The 23,043-nt window shown below is 67.8% G+C and carries 23 protein-coding genes; 8 read left to right on the top strand and 15 right to left on the bottom strand.

The window, feature by feature from the left end; translation table 11 throughout:
- Window positions 1-204 precede the first annotated feature (204 nt).
- Window positions 205-921 (top strand): IspD/TarI family cytidylyltransferase, encoded by a 717-nt coding sequence (locus JDV09_RS23295; protein WP_221371508.1) that lies wholly within the window; start codon window positions 205-207, stop codon window positions 919-921.
- On the opposite strand, the gene JDV09_RS23290 is transcribed toward JDV09_RS23295, so the two are convergent.
- The 6 genes from JDV09_RS23290 to JDV09_RS23265 all read right to left on the bottom strand — a co-directional run bounded on the left by JDV09_RS23290 (window position 890) and on the right by JDV09_RS23265 (window position 7,829).
- Window positions 890-1,555 carry a 2-C-methyl-D-erythritol 4-phosphate cytidylyltransferase gene (locus tag JDV09_RS23290; RefSeq protein ID WP_221371507.1) on the bottom strand — a complete coding sequence of 222 codons (666 nt, stop codon included), beginning with the start codon at window positions 1,553-1,555 and terminating at the stop codon, window positions 890-892. The two genes, JDV09_RS23295 and JDV09_RS23290, sit on opposite strands and share 32 nt — an antisense overlap.
- Window positions 1,556-1,573: 18 nt before the next feature.
- Window positions 1,574-2,290 (bottom strand): Rv1363c family protein, encoded by a 717-nt coding sequence (locus JDV09_RS23285; protein WP_255605897.1) that lies wholly within the window; start codon window positions 2,288-2,290, stop codon window positions 1,574-1,576.
- On the bottom strand, window positions 2,287-3,210 hold the full coding sequence (locus tag JDV09_RS23280) for an Rv1363c family protein (protein ID WP_221371506.1): 924 nt from the start codon (window positions 3,208-3,210) through the stop codon (window positions 2,287-2,289). Before JDV09_RS23280 ends, JDV09_RS23285 begins: the two co-directional genes overlap by 4 nt.
- A 153-nt stretch (window positions 3,211-3,363) precedes the next feature.
- Window positions 3,364-4,818 (bottom strand): FadD3 family acyl-CoA ligase, encoded by a 1,455-nt coding sequence (locus JDV09_RS23275; RefSeq protein WP_221371505.1) that lies wholly within the window; start codon window positions 4,816-4,818, stop codon window positions 3,364-3,366.
- A gap of 171 nt (window positions 4,819-4,989) precedes the next feature.
- On the bottom strand, window positions 4,990-6,180 hold the full coding sequence (locus JDV09_RS23270; RefSeq protein ID WP_221371504.1) for an amidohydrolase family protein: 1,191 nt from the start codon (window positions 6,178-6,180) through the stop codon (window positions 4,990-4,992).
- A gap of 68 nt (window positions 6,181-6,248) precedes the next feature.
- Entirely contained in the window at window positions 6,249-7,829 is a 1,581-nt protein-coding gene (locus JDV09_RS23265) for an AMP-binding protein (RefSeq protein ID WP_221371503.1), read from the bottom strand.
- A 97-nt stretch (window positions 7,830-7,926) separates the two neighbouring features.
- Here JDV09_RS23265 and JDV09_RS23260 point away from each other — a divergent pair, with 97 nt between their 5' ends.
- A complete protein-coding gene (locus JDV09_RS23260) occupies window positions 7,927-8,643 on the top strand; it encodes an enoyl-CoA hydratase/isomerase family protein (RefSeq protein WP_221371502.1) in 717 nt (238 codons plus the stop codon).
- A 13-nt stretch (window positions 8,644-8,656) separates the two neighbouring features.
- Here JDV09_RS23260 and JDV09_RS23255 read toward each other — a convergent pair whose 3' ends face one another.
- Window positions 8,657-9,190 (bottom strand): VOC family protein, encoded by a 534-nt coding sequence (locus JDV09_RS23255; protein ID WP_308124216.1) that lies wholly within the window; start codon window positions 9,188-9,190, stop codon window positions 8,657-8,659.
- An 86-nt stretch (window positions 9,191-9,276) separates the two neighbouring features.
- Between JDV09_RS23255 and JDV09_RS23250 the strand changes: the two genes are divergently transcribed.
- Entirely contained in the window at window positions 9,277-9,723 is a 447-nt protein-coding gene (locus JDV09_RS23250) for a Zn-ribbon domain-containing OB-fold protein (protein WP_221371512.1), read from the top strand.
- A gap of 14 nt (window positions 9,724-9,737) precedes the next feature.
- Complete coding sequence (locus tag JDV09_RS23245; protein WP_221371501.1) at window positions 9,738-10,892, top strand: thiolase family protein; 1,155 nt, start codon at window positions 9,738-9,740, stop codon at window positions 10,890-10,892.
- Between the two features lie 27 nt (window positions 10,893-10,919).
- Here JDV09_RS23245 and JDV09_RS23240 read toward each other — a convergent pair whose 3' ends face one another.
- Entirely contained in the window at window positions 10,920-11,564 is a 645-nt protein-coding gene (locus JDV09_RS23240) for a TetR/AcrR family transcriptional regulator (RefSeq protein WP_221371511.1), read from the bottom strand.
- 133 nt (window positions 11,565-11,697) lie between these two features.
- Here JDV09_RS23240 and JDV09_RS23235 point away from each other — a divergent pair, with 133 nt between their 5' ends.
- The 3 genes from JDV09_RS23235 to JDV09_RS23225 all read left to right on the top strand — a co-directional run bounded on the left by JDV09_RS23235 (window position 11,698) and on the right by JDV09_RS23225 (window position 13,971).
- Window positions 11,698-12,975 (top strand): cytochrome P450, encoded by a 1,278-nt coding sequence (locus JDV09_RS23235; protein WP_221371500.1) that lies wholly within the window; start codon window positions 11,698-11,700, stop codon window positions 12,973-12,975.
- Window positions 12,976-13,090: 115 nt separating this feature from the next.
- Window positions 13,091-13,546, top strand: coding sequence for a hypothetical protein (locus JDV09_RS23230; protein WP_308124215.1), 456 nt, complete (start codon window positions 13,091-13,093; stop codon window positions 13,544-13,546).
- 2 nt (window positions 13,547-13,548) lie between these two features.
- Window positions 13,549-13,971 carry an Rv2576c family protein gene (locus JDV09_RS23225; RefSeq protein ID WP_221371498.1) on the top strand — a complete coding sequence of 141 codons (423 nt, stop codon included), beginning with the start codon at window positions 13,549-13,551 and terminating at the stop codon, window positions 13,969-13,971.
- 38 nt (window positions 13,972-14,009) lie between these two features.
- On the opposite strand, the gene JDV09_RS23220 is transcribed toward JDV09_RS23225, so the two are convergent.
- The gene (locus JDV09_RS23220) at window positions 14,010-14,375 is read right to left on the bottom strand and encodes a hypothetical protein (protein WP_221371510.1); all 366 of its coding nucleotides are present in this window, start codon (window positions 14,373-14,375) and stop codon (window positions 14,010-14,012) included.
- Between the two features lie 209 nt (window positions 14,376-14,584).
- Between JDV09_RS23220 and JDV09_RS23215 the strand changes: the two genes are divergently transcribed.
- Window positions 14,585-15,094 (top strand): Rv2253/PknI dimerization domain-containing protein, encoded by a 510-nt coding sequence (locus JDV09_RS23215; RefSeq protein ID WP_221371497.1) that lies wholly within the window; start codon window positions 14,585-14,587, stop codon window positions 15,092-15,094.
- 89 nt (window positions 15,095-15,183) lie between these two features.
- Here the strand turns inward: JDV09_RS23215 and JDV09_RS23210 are convergent, their stop codons facing one another.
- Genes JDV09_RS23210 through JDV09_RS23185 form a run of 6 tightly spaced genes read right to left on the bottom strand, consistent with a single transcriptional unit; the run spans window position 15,184 to window position 23,038 of the window.
- Window positions 15,184-16,938: an MCE family protein gene (locus tag JDV09_RS23210; RefSeq protein ID WP_221371496.1), complete on the bottom strand. Its 1,755-nt coding sequence runs from the start codon at window positions 16,936-16,938 to the stop codon at window positions 15,184-15,186.
- Window positions 16,938-18,314, bottom strand: a complete 1,377-nt coding sequence (locus tag JDV09_RS23205; RefSeq protein WP_221371495.1) for an MCE family protein — start codon at window positions 18,312-18,314, stop codon at window positions 16,938-16,940. The genes JDV09_RS23210 and JDV09_RS23205 overlap by 1 nt, the downstream gene beginning before the upstream one ends.
- The gene (locus JDV09_RS23200) at window positions 18,311-19,747 is read right to left on the bottom strand and encodes an MCE family protein (protein ID WP_221371494.1); all 1,437 of its coding nucleotides are present in this window, start codon (window positions 19,745-19,747) and stop codon (window positions 18,311-18,313) included. Before JDV09_RS23200 ends, JDV09_RS23205 begins: the two co-directional genes overlap by 4 nt.
- A complete protein-coding gene (locus JDV09_RS23195; protein WP_221371493.1) occupies window positions 19,747-20,829 on the bottom strand; it encodes an MCE family protein in 1,083 nt (360 codons plus the stop codon). The genes JDV09_RS23200 and JDV09_RS23195 overlap by 1 nt, the downstream gene beginning before the upstream one ends.
- Window positions 20,829-21,854 carry an MCE family protein gene (locus JDV09_RS23190; protein WP_221371492.1) on the bottom strand — a complete coding sequence of 342 codons (1,026 nt, stop codon included), beginning with the start codon at window positions 21,852-21,854 and terminating at the stop codon, window positions 20,829-20,831. Before JDV09_RS23190 ends, JDV09_RS23195 begins: the two co-directional genes overlap by 1 nt.
- Window positions 21,851-23,038, bottom strand: a complete 1,188-nt coding sequence (locus JDV09_RS23185; RefSeq protein ID WP_221371491.1) for an MCE family protein — start codon at window positions 23,036-23,038, stop codon at window positions 21,851-21,853. Before JDV09_RS23185 ends, JDV09_RS23190 begins: the two co-directional genes overlap by 4 nt.
- Window positions 23,039-23,043: the final 5 nt, after the last annotated feature.

The following is a 23,043-nucleotide window of genomic DNA, read 5'->3' as shown; positions in this document are numbered from 1 at the left end:
ACACCTGCTGCACAGTGCATTCTGCAACGATCCTGATAATTCGGTCCGGCGAGCAGGCCCATCAACCCATTGAACCGTCCCAGGCCCACACCAGCCGTCACAGCAAGCTCAACCGCAAGAGCGGTTACCACCTACCCCACGAGACCCGTTCGACACCAGCCACCTAGGCCCGGCTCTCGCTCCGGGGCCCGCTACCCTGCCTGCATGGGGACCGCCGTCATCGTGGTGCTGGCCGCCGGCCTGGGCACCCGTGTCGGCGCCGACGGGAACAAGGCGTACCTGCCGCTGGCCGGCCGTAGCATGCTCGCCTGGTCGCTGGCCACTCCGGCGGCCCTGCCGGAGGTGGCCCGCACGGTGCTGGTGTACCGCCGCGGCGAGCGCGACGTCGCGTCCGCCACCGTCGAACGCGAACTCAAGGACACCGCCGTGGAACTGGTCGAGGGCGGCGACACCCGGCACGGATCGGAGCTCAACGTGCTGCGCCACCTGGCGCCCGACATCGAAGCCGGCGCGGTCGACGTGGTCGGGATCCACGACGCAGCGCGGCCACTGGCCAGGCCGGACATGTTCACCACGGCGATCTCGCTGGCCCGCAGTCACGGCGGGGCGCTGCCGGCGTTACCGATCGGACAGCTCGCCACGGTAGACGGGCCGGGGCTGCGCTCTGTCGCGCCGATGGGGCGACTGGTCCGGGTGCAGACCCCCCAGGCCTTCCGCGCCCGCGAACTCCTGCAGGCCTATCGGTGCGCCGAACACGACGGCTTCGAGGGCACCGACACGTCGTCGTGCGTCGCCCACTACACCGACATCGAGGTGCAGACGTTCCCCGGTTGTGCCACGAATCTCAAGGTCACCTACGCGCGCGATCTCGACGTCGCGGAGCGCCTGCTCAGCGACCGCGACCCTGCAGCAGCGCGCTGAGGTAGGCCGCGTCCCGCGGCAGTTCGACGTGCACCGCGTCCGCGTCACCGTCGACGACCGTCAGCGGCGGGCCCGCCGACAGCACCGCCTCGAGTTCGTCGCCGTCGCCGCTGTACCGCGCGGCCAGCAGCGCGGCGAGGTTGTCCGCGGCGAACCCCCGGGGATACTGCACGGTGCGCAGCGTGGAGCGGTCCAGCGTGCCCGTCAGAACCCCGCGGGCATCCACCGACTTGACGCTGTCGGTGACCGCGACGACGGGCATGACCGCGATTGCCCCGCCCCGCAGCGCGTCGGCCACCGCCGCCACGGTGTGAGCAGCGACCACCGGCCACTCGATGTCGTGCAGCAGCACCGACCGCGCACCGTCGAGGTCCCGTAAAGCCGCCGCCACGCAATCGGCCCGCTCGCCGGGCTCGTCGGCCACCACCATCCGCGCCGAGCGGACGTCGGGACCGGCGAGGATCTCGCCCACCGCGTCGGCCAGCGGCGCGGCGACCGCAACCACGACGTCACCGCCGCGCGCCAGCGTCTGCACGCAGCGCACCAGCGCCGAGCGCCCGGCCAGCGGCGCAAGCACCGCATCGGGGCGTGCGGCGAAGCGGGCTGGGACGGGAAGGATCGCCGTCACGGTCACGGCGCCGAGGCTATCCCGCTAGACCGGGTCGAAAGAGGAGATGAGCCAGTTGCCGTCGATCTTCTGCAGGCCAACCTTCACGCTGCTGGCGGCGAACGCCCCGTCGGGGTTCTCCTTGCTCATGGTGATCTGATTGACGAAGAGCAGCACCTCGGCGCTGTCGGGTTGCAGCTGCGACACCGCGCCGAGCACGATCTTGGCGCTGGTGTTGACCGCCTTCTCCTGGGCGGCCGGTTTCACCACCTTCTCGGTGAAATCCGTGTAGTAGTCCAGGAAGTCGCCGGTCAGATGTGATTTTGCGGTCGCGAAGTCCTCGTCCAGGCTCTCCGGTGAATAGGAGAGTAACGCGGCCGTGCCGGTCTTGGCGGCCTCCAGCGCGACGTCGGCCGCGGCGGCGTCGATCGCCTGATCGGTGCGGTGCGGGCCGAAGAACAGCCAACCGGCCAATCCGGCGGATGCCAGGAGCGCGACCACCAGCGCGATCACCGCGACATTGGCCGCTGTGCGGCGCCCGGCGGTTGGAGCCGACGGCCCGGCGGTCTCGGTCGCCTCGGCGGTGGCCCCGTCCGCGTCAGCCGCCTCGGCGGTCTCGGTCGCCTCGGCGGACTCGGTCGCCTCGGCGGTTTCGGCCGTCTCGGTGTCACCGGGCGACGCATCGCCCTCTCCGGGCAGTTCGGCCAGGTCGCCCTCGGGGGCGCCGTCGTTTTCGGCAGCGGCGTCGTTCTCGGCGGTCATGGCACGAACTCCAGCTTCGACATCTTGATCTGATCGCCCTCCCGCTGCAGGCTCACGGCAAGCCGCCAGGTTCGCGGCTGTTGCTCGGCGCCGGACGTGTTCGACACCTTCGACGTGGCCGCCACCAGCACCTCGGCCGAGTCATCGGTCATCGACTGCACTGCGGCGGCGTTGACCGTCACATCGGTGACCACCTTGGATTCCTGGGCGATCTTGACGAAGTCCTTCGCGGCGCCCTGGAAGTCGTCCCGGAACGGGCCGGTGGAGTTGTCGATGATGCGGGCGACGTCGGCTTCGGCGTTGTTGAAATCCAGCGACATCAGCGTCACCACGGCCTGCTTTGCCGCAGCCGCATATTCCGCGTTCTGCTGATGCAGGTGCTGCGCCTGGCGATGGCTGTAGAACAGATAGCCGCTGAGCGAGAGCAGCGCCACGATGCCGAGCACACACGCGGCCGCGACGGCCGAGCGCCAGCCCGGGCGACGCAGCCGGCGCGAGCGCGCCGGCTGGAGATCATCGGTCGCCTCGGCATCCCCGGGGGAATCCACGGTGTCCGCGGCGGCCCCGGGGGAATCCACGGTGTCCGCGGCGGCCCGATCCGCATCCTGGACGTCCTCGTCCTCCGTGGCGGGCTCCGCCTCGGTCTGCACGCCGGGTTCGGCGGCGACCTCGTCCGCAGGCGTGGGGCTGGTCTCGTCGGCCGCCGGCTCCGCGGCGTTGTCGGCCTCCCGGCGCAGCCGGATGGCCCGGGCCCGGGCACGCGCAGCCGCGGCGGTGGCCTCGGCCTCGGCGGCCTCCGCTTCGGCCTCCTCGGCCAGGGCGCGGGCCCGGTCAGCCTCGGCGGCGCGGTCGGTATCGCGGGGCGATTCGTCGACTTGGTCGTCGTCGATCACCGACGAGCGGCGTCTGAAAGACGGCACAGCCGACCTCCTTGTCTGCTTGTCCCCAGTACGCGGCTGGACATGAGAACGTCGTTCTTCATTTTGAATACGGCTGCGACGATACCCGTCGCTCAGACCACCCGGCAAAGGCATGCTGTCTGCGGAAATGTTGTTTACATGCTGTGCGGATGCTCAGCGTCGATCGTCCTGCAACTTGTCCTTCATCACCTTGCCGGTGGCGTTCAACGGCAACTCGTCGAGGAACTCTACATACCGGGGCACCTTGAAACCGGCCATTCGGTCACGACTCCATGCAATCAGTTCTGATGCGCTCAACCCGCCACAGTCTCCCGCCTTGGTGACGATGAAGGCCTTGCCCACCTGGCCCATGCGCTCGTCGGGCACCCCGATCACCGCGGCCTGAGCCACGGCGGGGTGCTCCAGCAGGAAGCCCTCGATCTCGGCGGGGTACGCGTTGAAGCCGCCAACGATGAACATGTCCTTCTTGCGACCGACGATCCGCAGCCGGCCCGCATCGTCGAGGGTGCCCAGATCGCCGGTGTGCAGCCAACCGTCGGGGTCGATGGCCTCCGCGGTGGCAACCGGGTCATCGAGGTAGCCCTGCATCACGCTGTATCCACGGACCAGCACCTCGCCGTCGTCGGCAATCCGGACCTCGACGCCGTCGCACGCCACACCGGCGGTGGTGGCGACGTCCTCGAACGAGTCACCGGGACGCGACAGCGTCACCGTGCCGGCCTCGGTCAGCCCGTACCCGGTCGCCAGTGTCTTGAACGGCAACTCCTCGTGTACCCGCCGCACCAACTCGACGGGGATGTCGGCGGCACCGGTCACGCCGGCCCGCAGGGTGGCCAGCTTGGCCTTGTCCTCGACGGCGAGCAGTGAGTAGTAGATCGTTGGCGGCCCGGGCAGCATCGTGACCCGTTCCGCGGAGATGAGTTCCACCACCTTGTCGACATCGAACACCGGCACCGGCAGCATGGTGGCGCCCCGGATGAACGACGCGATCAGCCCTGCCTTGTAGCCGAAGGTGTGAAAGTAGGGATTCACCATCAGGTAGCGGTCGCCGCGGCGCAGATCCGCCAGGTCGCACCACTCCTCGTACAGCCGCAGGTTCTGGCTGTGGTTCATCATCACGCCCTTGGGCCGCCCGGTGGTACCCGAGGTGAAGATGATGTCGGAGATGTCGGTTCCCGCCACCGGGCGGCTGAAAGGCCGGCCCGAGGACAGGAAGCCCGACTTCACGTCGATGACCGGAACGTCGTTCGGCGCCGTGTACTCGGCGCCAAGGAAACCCTGCTGGACCAGCACCGCCTTGGCCCCACTGCGGCCGATGATGTCGGCCGCTTCCTCGTTCTTGAAGCGGGTGTTCACCGGGACCAGCACGCCGCCGGCGGTGATCAGGCCGAAGGCGGCGATGATCCACTCGGCGCTGTTGGGTGCCCAGACCGCGGCCCGATCCCCCTTGGCGATGCCGAGGTCGGCAAACGCCCCGGCGGCACAACTTATTCGTTCTGCCAGCTCGGTGAACGACAAGCGCAGCGGACCGTCGACGACCGCCTCTGCATCGCCGAACCGGTCCGCTGCGCTGGCGACCAACTCGGGGAGGGTCCGCCACCGTGTCATCGTGCGCTACTCCTCAACGGGCGCGGGGCGCCCTTGATCGTCGCAGCGCGGTCCTCGTGCGCTACTCCTCAACGGGCGCGGGGCGCCCTTGATCGTCGCAGCGCGGTCCTCGTGCGCTACTCCTCAACGGGCGCGGGGCGCCCTTGATCGTCGCAGCGCGTGCTACGTACGTCACACCGTGACGAGACGACCCAGGTTGCCGCCCATGATCTTGGCCTGATCCTCGACCGACAGGTGCTCGAGCGCCGTGATGTAGTGCGTCGGTTCGGCCAGACCCTCGGGGTGCGGCCAGTCGGAGCCGTAGAGCACCTGGTCCACGCCGATCAGGTTGATCAGGTCGTCGATGCCCTCCTCGTAGAACGGGCTGACATAGATGCGGTTCTTGATCTCCTCGATCGGGTTGCCCGGGAATGCTTCGGGCGCCTTCTTCCAGACCTCGGCCATGGAGTCCAGCAGCGGGAACATCCACTTGGACCCGGCCTCCACGATGCCCACCTTGAGCTTCGGGAAACGGAACAGCGCACCGTGGATCACCCACGACGCGACCGCATCCTGGATCGGGCGCCACTCGTTGAGGATGGACATCGCGTTGGTCTGGAACGGCAGCATCTCCTGGGCCGCACCGTCCCACTCCGAGGTGTAGCGGGAGTAGCCGCTGTCCGAGGAGTGCATGCCGACGAACACGTCGTGGTGCACGACCCGCTCCCAGAACGGGTCGAACTCGGGCAGCGCGAACGACCGCGGGCCACGGAATCCGGGCACCGGCGCCGGGCGAATCAGGATGGCGCGCGCACCGCGCTTGACCGCCCACTCCAGTTCCTCGATCGCCTTCTCCACGATCGGCAGCGTGATCACCGGCGTGGTGAAGATCCGGTTCTGGTAGTTGAAGCCCCACACCTCGTCGAGCCACTGGTTCAGCGAGTGGATCAGCACGTGGATGGCGACCGGATCGTCCGACAGCCGCTCCTCGATGAGGCTGGCCAGGGTCGGGAACATCAGGCTGCGGTCGACGCCCAGTTCGTCCATCACCTTGATCCGGGGTTCGGGCTCGAAGAACGCCGGGATGGCCCGCATGGGCTCCCCGAACAGCTCACGCCTGCTCTTGCCCTCGGGGTTGCCGAACTTGAAGTACTCCTCCCACGCGCCCGGCCTGGCGACCACGGAGAAGGTGGGGTTGGGAATGTAGTTGCTGATCTGGCCCTTGATCGCGATCTTGGTGCGGCCGTCGACCTCGACGTACTGGACGACGTCCTTGTACTCCTTGGGCAGGTACTTGGTCAGCGCCTCCGGCGGCTCGTACAGATGGTTGTCCGCGTCGAAGAGCGGAAACGGGATATCCACCCGGTGGGAAAGTTGCCCCATGGAAAACTCCTTTTCTTCTCGGGAGAATCGTATTCTCATCGGCCACCGGCCGCAATAACCAGGTCGGCTCAGGTGGGCACGTGTTCCTGCCGGGCGCCCAGCAGTTGCTCCCGCACGGCGAATTTCTTGACCTTGCCGCTGGCGGTGCGCGGGTACTCGTCGACCCGATGCAGCTCCTCGGGCCACTTCTGGGGCGCCACCCCGGCGCCCCGGAAGTGCGCGCGCACCTCGTCGAGCGTGGGCATGACATCGCCTTCGCGGATCCGCAGCACCGCGGCTGCGTGCTCCCCCAGTCGCGGATCGGGCGCCGCGACCACCACCGCCTCGATGACCGCGGGTATCGCCAGCAGGATCTCCTCGACCTCGAGCGCGCTGATGTTCTCGCCGCCCCGGATGATCACGTCGGCCTTGCGGTCGGTGATGGTCAGGTAGCCGTCGTCGTCGAGCACCCCGACATCGCCGGTGCGGTACCAGCCCTCGTCGTCGAACGCGCCCTCGGTGAGCTCGTCGTCGGTGTAGCCCAGGCACAGGTCCGGGCCGCGGCTGAAGATCTCGCCGTCGGGCCCCAGCCGGATCTCGACTCCCGGGCGGACGTTACCGTCGGTGAACAGGCGCTTGGCCTCGGGAGCATCGGGACGCGAGCCGGTGATGGACGGGTGCTCGGTGCTGCCGTATGAACGGAATACGAACATGCCCAGGTCGGTCAGCCGCTGCGCCACCGCCGCCGGCACCGTGGACCCGCCCAGCCCGACCGTCTTGAAGTGCCGGAGGTGCTCGGGCCTGCAGTCGGGGTGGTCGAGCAGGCTGGTCACGAAGTACGGCGGGCCGCCGCCGACGCACAGCCCGTCGCGCTCGATCAGCGCGAGCACCTTGGCGGGATCCCAGACATCCGCCAGGTCGATCGGCGCGCCCTCCAGAACCGGGATCAGAAACGCGCCGAGCATGCCGATGAAGTGGCCGACCGGTGTGGCGGTGAGCTGCCGTCCGCGGTCGGGCGGGTAGTTCTCCAGCAGCTGGCGGGTCTCGAAGCTGAGGGTCTGATGGCTGTGGATCACCCCTTTCGGATTCCGGGTGGTCCCGGAGGTGAACGCGATCAGGGCGGGCGCTGCGGGATCGGCCGCGACGGTGCCGGTCATCGGCTCGTCGGCGAGCAGATCGTCGAAGGGCAGGGCGTGCCCGTCGGCGTGTTCCCCGCCGTCCACCACCCCGACGATCGGGACGTCCGCACACAGGTCGGGCTGGTAGCGCATCCGGCCGAACTCCCCCGCGGTGATGAACACCTTCGGCTTGGCCGTCGCGATGATGTGGGCCAGTTCCTTGCGGCCGTAGAAGTGCACGATCGGCACGATCACCGCACCCAGGAAAGCCGAGGCCCAGAAAGTGACCGCGGCCTCACGCCAGTTGGGCAGCTGGAACGCCACCACGTCGCCCGCCCCGACACCGCGCTCGCGCAACCCCGCGGCCAGCCGCCGGGCGTCGCGATCGACCTCGCCGAACGTGCCGGTGTAGGGCCGCACCGCCGAGTGCACGTAGAAGCCGGCCTGCGGGTTGTCCCACAGGCCCCGGGCGAGCAGGTCGCCGAGCGTCTCATCGGTCCACCAGCCCTCGCGCCGGTACCGCTCGATCAGCTCGGCAGGAATCTTCCGCATGTTGTGGTGTGCCGCCCTTTCCCTCCGCGTGGAGATGCCATTCGCGATGCTATTCTCCGCCTACGAGAATGCCAATACCGCAGATGGAGAATGCATCATGGTCGACCTCGAGTTCGACGACGGCCTGGCCGTCATCACCATCGACCGGCCGCATGCCCGCAACGCGATCTCCCTGGAGACCATGGAGCAGCTCGACAAGGCGCTCGACGGCGCCCAGGGGGCGGCCGCTCTGGCGCTGACCGGAGCGGGCGATCGCGCCTTCGTCTCGGGTGGTGACCTCAAAGAGCTCAGCGCGCTGCGCACCGTCGAACAAGCCTCGGCGATGTCCTTCCGGATGCGCTCGATCTGCGACCGCATCGCCGGCTTCCCCACCCCGGTGGTCGCGGCGCTCAACGGCCACGCGCTCGGTGGTGGTGCCGAATTCGCGGTGGCCGCCGACATCCGGCTGGCCGCCGACGACATCAAGATCGGGTTCAACCAGGTGGCGCTGGAGATCATGCCGGCGTGGGGCGGCGCCGAGCGACTGGTTGACCTGGTCGGCTACAGCAAGGCCCTGCTGCTGGCGGGCACGGGCCGCATCGTCGATGCCGCGGAGGCCGAACGGATCGGGCTGATCGATCAGGTCCTGCCCCGGGCGAGCTTCGGCGAGCAGTGGCGGACCATCGCCCGGGCCCTGGCCGGCCGGCCGGCGGGCCAGGTCAAACGGGTGATGCGCGGCGTGCCCACCACCGAGGCCGTCGCGGCGTTCGCCGGCCTGTGGGTCTCCGACGAACACTGGGCGGCCGCCGAGAAGGTGACCAACCGGGCGAAGTGACCGCCCGCCCGGCTCACCCGCCGAGCTCGCGCACGGGATCGCGCCCGTCCCAGCCCTCGGCGGCGTCCCGCAGGAATATCGCCATGCCCTCGGTGGCCTCGGTCAGTTCCATGATCTCGATCACCGCAGCGGGGCTGCCCGGCGGCTCGACGTAGGCGAACCGGGTCCCGACGTCGGCTCCCCCCGACCACACCACGGGCCATCCTGCGGTCTGTACCTTGGCCATCGATGCGTCGAAATCCGCTGTCCAATACGCCAGCTGGTGAAACCCCTGACCGCCGGAGTCCAGGAACTCGGTGAAGATGCTCGGGGTGTCGTCGAGCTGCTGGATCAACTCGAGCTGCAGGTCTCCGCTGTTGGCGAGCGCGATGGAGATCGTGAGCTCGCACGGCCGGCCGCGGTAGGTCACCCGCTGGGGCAGCGCGCGGATCACGTACCACGGACCCACCCCCAGTCCCACCCAGCCGGCCAGCGAGGCATCGAGGTCGGTCACCACATAGCCGACCTGTCGGATCACCCCCGGCAGGACCGGGCCGCCATCGTCCACAATGCCGGACGGTAGCAGCATCCGGACGGCCACACGGCACGTTCGCCCGTTGCTGTTCTCTCTAGACGAGAACGTCATTTCCGATTATCGTGAACAATGTGTCAACCACGCAGCGGGCTCTGGCGCCCGAAATCTCCACCTGGCCGGACGAGAACCCCCAGCTGATCGGCAGCAGATGTGGCGATTGCGACGCCACCACATTCCCGGTCCAGGACCACTGCCCGAAGTGCAGCAGTGGGTCGATGTCCGAGGTGAAGCTGCCGCGCCGCGGCACCGTGATCGCCTGGACGACCCAGGGCTTCCCCCCCGGCCCGCCCTACGCGGGCCCGACCGGCAAGGACTTCGTGCCCTTCGGTGTCGGCCTCGTCCAGCTCGGCCTGGGTGAGGACGCGGTGATCCGCGTCGAGGGTCGCCTGACCGAGAACGACCCGGAGAAGCTGAAGTTCGGCCAGGAGGTCGAGCTGACCATGATCCCGTTCGCGACAGACCCGGATGGCACCGAGGTCGTCACGTTCGCCTTCGCGGCCGTCTAACGAGAGAGCAGAATATGACCAATCAGGACAACTCTGTCGCGATCATCGGGGTGGGACTGCACCCCTTCGGCCGGTTCGACAAGCCCGCGGTTCAGATGGGGGCCGAGGCCATCCGGATGGCGCTCACCGACGCCGGGCTGGAGTGGAAAGACATCCAGTTCGGCTTCGGCGGCAGCTACGAGGTGTCCAACCCGGACTCGGTGACCCGCCTGGTCGGGCTCACCGGGATCACGTTCACCAACGTCTTCAATGCGTGCGCGACGTCGGCGAGCGCCATCCAGCAGACCGCGGACACGATTCGCCTCGGCAAGTACGACATCGGTGTCGCTGTGGGCCTGGACAAGCACCCGCGTGGCGCGTTCACCGACGACCCGGCCAAGCTGGCGCTGCCGCAGTGGTATGCCGAGAACGGACAGTTCGTCACGACCAAGTTCTTCGGCATGAAGGCCAACAAATACATCCACGACCACAACATCAGCCAGGAGACCCTGGCCCGGGTCGCGAACAAGAACTTCCGCAACGGCGTGAAGAATCCCAAGGCCTTCCGGCGCAAGGAGATCTCCGTCGAGGAGATCCTGAACTCGCCGGCGCTGAACTACCCGCTGACTCAGTACATGTTCTGCTCCCCCGACGAGGGCGCCGCCGCGCTGATCATGTGCCGTGGCGACATCGCGCACAAGTTCACCGACAAGCCGGTCTACGTGCGGGCATCGGAGATCAGGACGCGCCGTTTCGGCGCCTACGAGGTCCATGCGACCTCGGCGCCGATCACCGAGGACGTGGCGCCGACGGTGTACGCGGCCAAGGCTGCCTACGAAGCCGCGGGCATCGGCCCCGAGGATGTCGACGTCGCCCAGCTGCAGGACACCGATGCCGGCGCCGAGGTGATCCACATGGCCGAGACCGGACTGTGCGCCGACGGCGAGCAGGAGAAGCTGATCGCCGACGGCGCCACCGAGATCCACGGTTCGATCCCGGTGAACACCGATGGCGGGCTGATCGCCAACGGCGAGCCCATCGGGGCGTCGGGTCTGCGGCAGATGCACGAGCTGGTCATCCAGCTGCGCGGGACGGCCGGCGATCGCCAGATCCCCGGCTCCCCCCGGGTCGGCCTCGCCCAGGTCTACGGCGCACCGGGAACCGCCTCGGCGACCATCCTGTCGCTCTAGCGTCCCGGGGGCCGCCGCCCTCCCGATCTACCTCGCCTGAACCTCGCCGACGCGTCCACGGACAGCGTCGCCGAGGTCGGGCAGCGGTAGCGGATCACCCTCCAGCCGGCGCAGCCACCGTTCGCAGAACTCGAACGTCTCGGCATGGCCGGTGTCGATCCCGAGTTCGCGTTCCACGATCAACGCCTGCGACACGCTCGTCGCAAACACCGTCCACACCACCGGCGGGACATCGGAGGTGTCATAGCCGTAGCGCCGCAGGGCGTCGGCGATCGCCCTTCTCTGCTCCTCGCGGAACCGCTCGGCGTAGTACACGATCTCGGCGCGTAGCGCCTTGCGGTGATTGGCCAGGCCCATGAACTCCATGGTCAGCCGGGTCGCCACGGGAGACGTGCTGAACCGCCACAGCGCCCACAGCGGCTGTGCCGACTGCAGTGCGGTGGGCAGCACGGCAAGGCCCTCCTCGGCCCTGCGGTGGAACACCGCCAGGAACAGATCCTCCATGGTCCGGAAGTAGTAGTGCACCAGCTGCGGCTTGAGGCCGGCCTTCTCGGCAACCCGCCGCGAGGTCACCGCGGCGTAGCCCTCCTCGAGCAGCAACTGCTCAGCGGCGTCGAGCAGCACCACCCGGTTCTTCGCGTCCGGAGCCCCGATCCTGCGCGGCGATGCCATGCTCACCCCTGGTCCGTTCGAATCTGTCGCGTCGACCTTGACCCTAACTCTTACCCCATGCTAAGCAGGTGCTCAGCATTTTCGCACACCTGACACCTGCCAGGTGGACCACCGGCCCCGGGAGGCACCCGACATGACCGATTTCGACACCGTGGACTACTTCACCGATCCCGACCTGGTGTCCGACCCGAACCCGTACTTCGACTACCTGCGCAACAAGTGCCCGGTGCAGAGGGAACCGCACCACGGTGTGATCGCGGTGACCGGCTGGGAGGAGGCGAATGCGGTGTACAAGGACAGCGAGTCCTTCTCGTCGTGCATCGCTGTCATGGGACCGTTCACGCCGCTGCCCTTCGCCGCCGAAGGCGACGACATCACCGAGCAGATCGAGCAGCACCGCACCGAGATCCCGATGTACGAGCACATGGTCACGATGGATCCGCCCGAACACACCAATGCCCGGTCCATCCTCACCAGTCTGCTGACCCCGAAGCGGCTCAAGGAGAACGAGGACTTCATGTGGCGGCTGGCCGACCGCTACCTCGACGAGTTCATCGCCGACGGGAAATGCGAGTTCCTGGCCGCCTACGCCAAACCCTTCTCCCTGCTGGTGGTCGCCGACCTGCTCGGGGTTCCCGAGGCCGACCACGACGAGTTCCGTGCTGCGTTCGGCGCCGAACGGCCCGGCTCCCGGGTCGGCTCGCTCGACCACGAGACGATCTCTGCCAACCCCCTGGAATGGGCCGACGAGAAGTTCACCCAGTACATCGAGGACCGGCGCCGCGAACCCCGTGACGACGTGCTCACCTCGATCGCCACGGCGAAGTATCCGGACGGATCGACCCCGGAGGTGATCGACGTCGTTCGGACCGCCACCTTCCTCTTCGCCGCCGGCCAGGAAACCACCGCCAAACTGCTCGGCGCGGCAATGCAGATCCTCGGCGATCGGCCCGACATCCAGCAGCAGTTGCGGGAGGACCGCAGCCGCATCCCGGTGTTCATCGAGGAGTGTCTGCGGATGGAGAGTCCGGTCAAGACCGTCTTCCGGATGACCCGTAAATCCACCACGGTCGGCGATCTCGATTCGCCGGCCGGGACGACCGTGATGGTCAGCCCGGGCGCGGCCAACCGCGATCCCCGCCGGTTCGAGAACCCGCACGAATTCTCCCTGGAACGGAAGAACGTGCGTGAGCACATCGCGTTCAGCCGCGGCATCCACTCCTGCCCGGGCGCACCGCTGGCCCGGGTCGAGGGCCGGGTGTCCATCGAACGGATTCTGGACCGGATGGCCGACATCCGCATCGACGAGGACAAGCACGGGCCCGTCGGCCACCGCAACTACACCTACGAACCCACGTTCATCCTGCGCGGGCTGACCGAGCTGAACATCACGTTCACGCCGGTCGGGTGAGACGGGTCGACCATTCGGCCCTCCAACCCCACCGCGCTTGATATTCTCCGCTGGGATAACGCCAATCTCTTTCAGTGAGATCGGCATTTTCGGTAGCCCTGACGTGGAGGCATATGTGAAGTCGGTCGTGTTGAGCGCCGCACTGGTCGTCGCAGCGCTGATCTCTGCGCCGGCAGCATCGGCGATGGCCCTCGGCAATTATCTCCTGCACATTCCGGAACGCAGGGACTTCCACACATATGTCTGGGCGGCGATCTCGCCGTGCCGGAATCCCGACAACTCGAAGCGGACCGACTGCATCGACGTGCTCTCCATGCCGCAGCCGATCGCCAAGGCCATCTACGGACGGGGCGAGGCCTGGTTGGCCGACGGCCGCTACACCATGGTCATCGACGACCCGTTCGGCCTTCGCTGCGGTGACATCTACTACGGCCCGACGATCCCCACGCACGACGTGTACACCTGGGACCCGAACACGCTGGCCGGCCAGATGGTGTCGTCGTTCGACGCCGGCTGCGACGGAGCCCCCGGTGGGCAGCTCACCTATCCCTTCTTCCTGACCAGGATGTGACCATGCGACGCACCTCGACCATCACCGCAGTGGCGGCCCTGGCCGGCTCGGCCCTCACCGTGGTCGCGGCACCGGCGTCCGCACAGGGCCCCGTGCTGCATCAGATCCGCTACACGGTCACCGCGGACGCGCCCTACTACGCCGACATCTACTACCGCGACACCGAACCCGCGGTGTTCTCCGACTACAGCCACAACCCGTACCTGTACAGCCCGAAGGTGGAGGCCGACATCGGGCCGGATCAGCCGTGGGTGCTCGAGACCCAGCTCGCCGACCCGAACAGGTGGGCCATGGTGGCGGTGCAGAGCGGCGAGTCGCTGAATCTCCCGACTCCCGGGTTCAACTGCGAGCTCGCCGTCGACGGCGTGGTGGTCAAGACGAACAGCGGCCCCAAGGGCGCGCTGTGCTCGATCCGCGGCTGGTAAACCGGCCGGCGACGCCGAACGTCAGGTGTCCCCACGACTCAGGCGTCGCCGCGACGCCAGAGGCTTTCGCCGTTCATCGGGACACAGGCAAGGAACAGCCCATCGGGAGCCTGGGCTACAGCGAACTGGCTGCCGTCACAGCTGCTGCCCTCATCGCGGATCCCGGCCAGCGGTGGAGAGCGGAACCACCTGGGCTCGTAGCGACGCGGAGAGCCGCAGAACACCAGCCTGCCCGGCCGGATCGACGGACCGGCCACCGCCGTTCCGAACACGAAATAGCTCGTGTTCGAACAGTACGAGCCCAGCACCACGTTCGGGGTGATCCCCGGAACACAGAACGCATCGTTGCAGGTCTGCGGCCCCGCAGCGGCGGGCGGCGCAGCCAGTAGTCCAGCGGCCGTCATCAGGGCAGCCGCGATTCCGGTCAGACGCACAGGGACACTGTCGCACACTCGGAAACGGAATTCTCGGATTCGGAGAAGATTGCTGCATCCGGGTTGCCGGGCGATCCGTCGTGATGCGGCAAAATCCTTGAAACCCAATGGCCATCGCCGCGGAAGTGCTATTCTCCGGAACCGAGAACACCCCTATCTCGGTCGGAGGAGAAACGCTTATGTCGGCCGCCCCAACAAGTGCCGGTGCCGCGATCGTAGCGGCCGCCACCACGCTGGGTCTGCTTTTCGCGGCACCCGCAGGCGCAGACGAGGAATGGGGCATCAACGGCACCTTCGCCGTGTCGTCCAACGGTGACTTCGCCAAGATCAACGAGCGCTTCCAGGACCAGCCCGGAGAACGGGCCACCTGGACCATCTCCACCCAGTGCATCTCCCCCACCGAATGCGCCGGCACGGTCAACTCCGACGAGGGCTGGAGTGCCCCCATCTACACCACCAGCGGACTCTGGTACGTCAAGCGGGTCGTCCCGGACTGGCGGTTCTGCGCCGACGGACAGTCCGTCGAGGGCCTGCGGATCTACAAGATCTACCCGGTCGGCTTCGACGGCCACTTCGACGCCGCCTCCGACGAGTACACCGGCGAGAACCAGACAGTGGGCCCCAGCGGCTCGTGCGGGCGCAACCAGGAGCCCCAGATCCGGATGCCGTTTTACATGAAGAAGCTCTAGCAGTCGCTGCGGCCGAAGGATCGGCTCCAGCGATGAATCCGGCCCCCGAGCTCAGCGCTCGGGGGCCGGATTCTTCGCGTCTCCCACCGTCAGATGGGCAGCATCTCCTGCCAGGACTTCGGCGCCCCGGCCAGGTCGGCCTGCCGGTAGACCTTGCCGTCGCCGCCCACGTACTCACCGGTGCGCGGGTTGTACTTCGCCACCGCCACCGAGGGGCCGGAGGACGGGGACCCGCCCTCGAAGGCGCTCGGCGAGATGACCGGTTCCGGCCCCGGCACCGGCACCGCGGTCGGAGGCAGGTGCAGGTCGTCGGGGTTGATTCCGGGCGGAACCGGAACCTCGGTCGCCCTCGGCAGTTGTGCGGGCGGCAACGGCACCGACGCCGGGTCGGTCACCTGCGCCGGCCCGGGTGGGCTGACCGGCGGGGTGAGGTAGAGCGGTTGCCCGGGCAGCATGGCGCCCGGATTGGTCCCGGCGAAGTTCGGCGGCGGCGAGGGCGGCGGCGGGATATCGGGTGGCGGTGCCAGCACGCCCGGCGGCAGCGGAGTGCCCTCGATCGGCCCGAAGATGTTGGAATCCGGCAGCGCCCGGGAGTCGGGCGGGACCCCCTGCGAGACGAGGTTCGGGTCGAACGGGAACGGGCCGGTCACATGTTGGCGCGTCGCGAGCGGCTGATAGCCGTTCGGGTCGTTGCACAGTTCGACGGTGGGGGCGCGCTTGCCCGGATGCTCCATGCAGGGGTAGTTGCGGGCGCCGCGAACGGCGACCGGCGAGTCCTGCGGCAGTTTGCAGTACAGGCCGTCGGGCGTGTCCGCCAGGCTCTCGTCGGTCGGGGCCCGCCACGCCGACGGTGGCAGGAATCCGACGGTGCAGGAAGCCGGGTCCCCGAGGCCGAGGGAGAACTCGCCGTTGGGCAGACCCGTCGGATTGTTGGTGGGTGCGTAGGTCTGAATCTGCGAGACGTACGGCGGCACCAGCACCAACAGCTGCTCGATCGACGGGTTGTAGGTGACCCCGATCTTGCCGAAGGTGGTCAGGTTCGCCAGCAACACCGGCAGGGTGGGCTTGAGCTGTTCCAGCAGCCGGGAGGTCTCTTGCGCGAACCCGGGACCCTTTTGCAGCAACGTCCGGATCTGCGGATCGTTGTTGGCCACCTGATCGGTGATACCGGCCAGGCTGGCCGCCCAGGTACGGATCGAATCCGAGGTCTGCGCCTGGGCTTCCAGGAACGGCACCGCGTCGTCGGTCAGCGCGCGCAGCTGATCCGACACCCCGTCGGCATCCCTGGCGATCGTGGCCGCGGAGTCGATCAGGGAGCCGAAGTCGAAGCCGGCCCCGTTGAACGCGTTGTACGACTCGTCCAGCAGCTTGACCAGGTTGTCCTTCGGGATGCTGTCGGTCAGCGCGCTGACCTGGTCGAGCATCGGCCCCACCGCCTGCGGGATGGTGGTGTTCGCCATCGCGATCACCGAGCCGTCCTGCAGGTAGGGGCCCGAGTCGCTGTTCGGCAGCAACTCCACGTACTGCTCACCAACCGCCGACATGCTGCGGACCTCGGCCCGGAGATCGGCCGGGATCTTCGGCGAGCGGGCCAACGACATGGTCGCCTCGGCGCCGTTCTCGGTCAGCCGGACCCCTTGGACCTTGCCGACCTGCGTGCCGCGGTAGGTCACGTTGCTGAACCGGTAGAGCCCACCAGCGGCGGGCAACTCCATCGTCACCGTGATGCGGCCGATCCCCAGCAACATGGGCACCTGCATGTAGGTGAACACCATCACCGAGACGCCGATGATCGACGCGATCGTGAAGATGATCAGCTGGGTGCGGACGAAACGCGTGAGCATCAGCCACCACCTCCGGGGGCGGGCGGAGCGTCATACGGCCCCGCGAAAATCGGTGCCGGTGCGCCCGGTTCGGGCGCCGCCGACTGGACCTGCACCGGCTGGCCCGGGAACGACATCGGCGCCGGGGGCCTCACCGGCAGGATCGGCCCGACATCGGGCGACACCGGTGGCACCGGTTCGTGGCCGGCCGCCAACGCCTCCGAAGGCGCCGGCACCCCGGGCGGGTAGGTGACGTCGCCCAGCGGTGGCGCCACGTTGGGCGGTGGTGGATCGATACCGAGCTTGAGCGGGTCGTAGGTGTACTGCAAATAGTTCGGGTCGCCCGGCGCCGGAATGATTTCGGCGCCCTCCTGCTCCCACCGGGTACCGAGGAACACGCTTCGTTTGAGCCGCGGAACCGTGAGGTCCATGATGGCGTACAGGTTGTAGTAGTCGCCGCGGATCGCGCGGTCGATGAAGCTCTGAGTGAAGGGGAAGTGCACGGCGTACTCGAGGATCGCGTCCAGGTCGGGTCCGACGTCGGCGAACGCCTTGATCGCGGGCTCCAGATTCTGCAGGTTGCGCACCAGGTCGTCCTTCGAATCGCTGACGAACCGGGTGGCGGTGTCGCTGAAGGTGCCGAGCTTCTGCAGCGCGGTGGTCAGCCGTGGCCGCTCGTTGACCAGCACGTCGATCGCCGGCGGGATCCGGTCCAGCGCCCGGGTGATGTCGTCGCGCTGCTCGGCGAAGGTCGAGGCCAGACGGTTGAGCGACTTGATCGAGGACACGATGGCATCGCGCTGCGCATCCAGCGTGCCCACGAAATCGTCCAGCCGGGTGAGCAACTCACGCACCTCACCGGCACGCCCGTCCAGGGCGGTGCTGGCGTTGTGGATCACGTCGCCGATCTGCCCCAGCCCGCCTCCGTTGACCACCGCGGCCAGCGCGGCCAGCGTCTGCTCGGTGGTCGGATAGGTCGACGATCGATCGAGCTCGATCGTGGCCCCGGGCGCCAGCCGCCCTTCCGGCGCCTCGCCGGCCGGCGGATCCAGCGACATGTGCATCGAACCGAGCAGGCTGGTCTGACCGACGCTGGCCACCGCATTGGCGGGCACCGCGACATCGGGTTTCACCGAGATCTCCACCACCGCGTGCCAGTCCTCCGCACGCAGGCTCCGGATGCTGCCGACCACGACATCGTCGATCATCACCGGCGAATTCGGTTCCAGCGTAGCCACATTGGCGATCTTGACGGTGTAGGCATCCGCGTCGGGACCCCGGCCGACCGCGCCGGGAAGCGGCAGCGAGTTCACACCCTGGAATCCGCACCCACTCACGCTCACCGCGACGCAGGCACCGGCGATGACGGCTCGGCGGATCACTTTCACCCGGGTCATGGCGTACCTCCGGCCTCGGCGGGCAACGGCCCGGGCGGCGGCGCGGCCGGCGCCGGTCCCGGCGCTGGGCCGGCCGGGGCGAGCATCGAGTACACGCTCGGGGGGACACTCGGGGGGACCACCGGCGGTGCGCCCGGCAACAGCTGCTGCGCGCCCGGCGGCGCCTCCCCGGGCGCCCGGCCGGTGTACGGCGCGGGTCCCGGAGCCACGCCCTCGTAGGCCGACACCGTCGGCGGAAGCTCCGGCGGGCGCGGGCTACCGCCGGGCCCACCCGGCATCAGGCCCGGCTCGGAGTAGACCAGATTCGCCGGGTTCGCCGAGGGCATCAGGTACGGATCGAGCCCGATCGGAAGATAGTTGAAGTTCAGCAGCCGCAGGGCCGGCCCGAGGTACTGAGCGCACAGCTTCGCTGTCTCCGGGGCGGTGGTGTTCTCGACGGCCCCGATGGCGCCGCAGATGAATTCGACGGGGCTGGTGAAGTTGTTGAACACGAACTGCCCGACCGCGCTGCCCACATCGGGGTTGTAGATGTTGTAGGCGTTGATCAGCGCGTTGGGGGCGATGTGCAGCAGGTTTTCGATCTCCATCTTGTTGTCGAGGAGGTTCGACGTCACATTTGCCAGTCGCTGGACCTGCTCGGAGGCCGGGTCCCGGGTGCCCGAGATGAACCGCTGCACATCGCCCACCGCCACCGACAGGTTCTTCAGCGCCGCATCGAGATCCGAGCGACTGCCGTTGACGACGCTGGTCAGTGTCGCGAGCCGGTTCTGGAACATCACCACCTGCTGGTTGCTGTTCTTCAGCGCGGTGACGAAGGTCTGCAGGTTCTTGATGATGTCGACGACGTTGCCACTGCCCTCGGCGAGCACGCGGGCCACCCCGGAGAGCTGAGAGATGGTCTCCCGCAACTTCACTCCGTTGCCGTCCATGGCGTTGGCCGCACTGTCGATGAATCGCGACACCGCGGTGCCGTCCACACCGCTCTGCGGGCCGAGGTCGGTGGCCAACCGCATGATCTGCTCCTTGACCTCGTCCCACTCCACCGGCACGGCGGTGCGGTCGAGCGGGATGACGGTGTCCTCGGGCATGGTCGGGCCGCTGCTCCGGTAGGCGGGGGTCAGCTGCACGTAGCGGGCGGCCACCAGGTTCGGCGCGACGATCAGGGCCTTGGCGTCGGCCGGGATCGGGACATCACGGTCGACCTTGAGCACCATCCGGGTCTGGGTGCCCTCCGGCGTGATCGACTCGATTCGGCCGACCTTCACCCCGGACACCCGCACCTCGTCGCCGGGGTAGATGCCCGTCGCGGTGGTGAAGATGGCCGAGATCGTCCGCGGCCCGAAGTACACCTGCCGGACCAGGTAGGCCCCGCCGGCGACCAGTAACGCCACCAGCGCCACCGCCAGCAATGTCAGTACCCGCTTGCGACTCATCAGCGAGTACCTCCGGGAATTCCGTTGTAGGGCAGCGGCAGTTCGGAGCGCGGACCGGCCGTGTCCGGCGGTTGTCCGGCGTTGGTGCCGCGCCGGAAGCCGAACGCGTAGTCCAAGAACGGCTGAAGCACCTGCGCGGGGTTCAGGTTCGGCACGTAGGCGTTGTAGTACGGGCCGTTGGCCAGCGTCTCACCCTGCGCCAGGATGAACTTCTTCACCTTCGGCAGCATGTCGGCGATGTTGTCGCGGTTGCGCTCGAGCACCGCCATCACCGAGTTCAGCCGCTCCAGGGACGGTGCCAGCTCGGCCTCGTTGTCGGCGACCAATCCACTGAGCTGCTGGGCAACCGCCGAGGTGTTCGCGAGCAGGTCCACGATCGCGTCGCGCCGGTCGTTGAGGACGCCGAGCAGGTCATTGGCGTTGAGAATGAGTGTGTTGAGCTGCTGGCTGCGCTCGCCGAGCACCTGGGTGACGTCGCTGGCGCTCTTCAGCAGCGCGGCCAGGTTCTCGTTGCGCTCGTTGATCGAACGCGACAGCCGGCTGATGCCGTCGAAGGTCGGGCCCAGCTGCGGGGCGATCTGGTCGATGGTCGCCGTCAACGTGTCGAGCGACTGGTTCAGCGAGACCGTGTCGGTGCCGGCGGTGTTGGTCGTCAGATCGCCGAGCGCATCGGTGAGCGAGTAGGGCGATGACGTCCGTGAGGTGGGAATGGGCTCGGACGTGCTCAGCGTTCCGCTACCGTCCGACTCGAGCGTGATCACCCGCTCGCCCAGCAGCGAACCGGTCCGGATGTGCGCCGTCGTCTGCGACCCCAGCGGGTACTTCCCCGCGGTCGTGAAGGTCACCAGGGCGTCGCCGTTCTTCAGCTCGACGTTTGTCACCGTTCCGATCTTGATACCGGAGATCGTCACGTCGTTGCCGACGGCGATGCCGCCGGCCTCACCGAACAAGGCCTGGTGCCGAACCGAGGTGGCCCATTGGAGCAGGCGCTCGGGCTGCAACCCCACCGCGATGACGAGCAGGATCAGCATTGCGCCGATGAACCCCGCCCGGATCAGGTTGGATTCGCGATATTTCCGCATCAGGGCTCACCGCACCTTCCAGCCTCTTGCTTGATCATCGGGAACACCGCGGTCCGTCCTTCCAGATCGGTCACCCGAATGGAGATTCCGCAGATGTAGTACATGATCCAGCTGCCGTAGGAGCCGAGGCGGGCCAGCTTCTTGTACATGTCGGGGCCGCGCTGAAGCGCACGGTCGAAGATGACCTTCTGATCGTCGAGCAACGGGGCGACCCGGTTGATCTCGTTGACGGTGCCGTCGAGCGGAGGCCTGGCCTCGGTCAGCAGCCCGGCGATCGAAGCGGTCCCGTTGTCCAGCGCGGTGATCGCGGTGCCGATCGGGTCGCGGTCCTCGGCGAGCCCACTGACCAGTTGTTCGAGGCTGTCGATGGCTCCGGAGAACTTGTCCCCGTCCTTGCCCAGCGTGGCGACCACCGTGTTCAGGTTGTCGATCAACTGCTGAACCACCGCGCTGTTGTCTGCGACGCTGTTGGAGAACGAGGAGGTCTTGCTCATCAGCGATTGCAGGGTGTCCCCCTGGCCCTGGAAGATCTGGACCAGCGCCGAGGTCAGCGCGTTGACGTCCTGGGGGTTGAGCCCATTTATCACCGGGCGCAGGCCACCGAGCAACATGTCCAGGTCGAGCGCACCTGCGGTCCGGTCCTCCGGAATCTGCGAGCCGGCCGGCAACACCCGGGTCGAACCGGGCCCGTCGAGCAGCTCCAGGTACCGGTCACCGGTGAGGTTCAGGTAGCGCACGGCTGCCTTGGTGCCGGTGGTCAACACCACGTCGCGATCGGCGTCGAACTCCACCACCACCGACTTGTCCGGCTGCAGCGCAACGTCTTTGACGGTGCCCACCCGGACACCGGCGACGCGCACCGAGTCACCCGACTTGAGCCGCGAGGCGTCGGCGAACACCGCCGAGTAGCCCGACGTGGATCCGCTGCGGTACTGGCTGAACGCCATGAACAGGAAGGCGGTCAGGATCGCCATCACGACGGCGAACACGCCGAACTTGATGATTGTGGACGTAATACGCATCATCCCGGCTGTCCGATCTGTGCGGTGTTGCGGGGCGGCCCGTCCAGCGGCCCGAACAGCATCTGCTTGAGCCCGTCGGAGTTGAGCAGGATGCCCTGGTTGCCGTACTGGAAGGGATTGGCGCCGGTGTCGGTGACGAGATACTTCGACCGGACACCGAATCCGATGTAGGGCAGGCCCATACATTGCGGTCCGCCCTTGGCCGCCACCTTGGGCAGGTTGGCCGGGTAACGGTAGCGGTCGATGCCCAGGGTGAACGCCACGTTCACCATGACGCCCGGATCCAGCGACGGGGGCTGGAGCCGGATGTAGTTCATCCCCTGGAGCATGCAGTTGATCGCCGGTGCGTACTCCTTGAGCAGATCGGTGGTGGGCACCAGGAGCCGGAGCGCCTCGCTGGTGGCTTCGCGGTTGCTGCCGAGCACGTCGTTTCCGACGTCGGACAGGCCGATGGCGCTGACCAGGAAGGCGTCCAGGTTCTTCTGCTCGTCGACGATCCCGTCGCTGAGCGTTATCGAATTCTGCAGCGTGCGAAGCAGGTCCGGGGCGGCGTCACCATAGGCGGCCGCCACCGGCGCGGTCAGCTCCATGTCGCGGCCCAGGTTCGACAGGCTGGGCTCCAGCTTGCCGAGCAGTGCGTTCAAGTCGGTCAGCGTCTTGCCGAACTGCTCGCCGCGCCCGGAGAACGCCGCCGAGATCGCGCTCAGCGTCTCGTTGAGCTTCGCCGGGTCGACCTTGTTCAGCACCGACACGAGCTTCTGGAACACCGTGTTGATCTCGATCATCACGTGATCGCCCTGCAGCACCTGACCCTCGCGCAGTGGGGTGGCCGAGGGGTTGGGCGGCGCGACGAGTTGAACGGACTTGGCTCCGAACACCGTCGAGCTTGCGATGTCCACCCGCACGTTGTCGGGGATCAGGTGCATCTGGTCCCGGTTGATCGCCAGGTCGAGCTTCGCCGTGCCGTCAGGGCGGTAGGAGATCGAATCGACGCTGCCCACCTCCACGCCACGCATCTTGACCTTCGCGTCCGGGTTCATCACCAGGCCGGCCCGGTCGGAGAGCACCGTCACCTCGGCGGTGTCGCGGTAGTTGCCCTGGAACAGGTAAACGGCCAGCGCGACGATCGCGACGATGGCGATCACCAGCGTCAGGCCCGCCAGCGGCCTCGCATAATTTCGCGTCACCCGTC

The organism is Mycolicibacterium xanthum, from assembly GCF_019710635.1.
Classification (GTDB): Bacteria; Actinomycetota; Actinomycetes; order Mycobacteriales; family Mycobacteriaceae; genus Mycobacterium; species Mycobacterium xanthum.
This window is presented reverse-complemented; position numbering and strand designations above follow the sequence as displayed.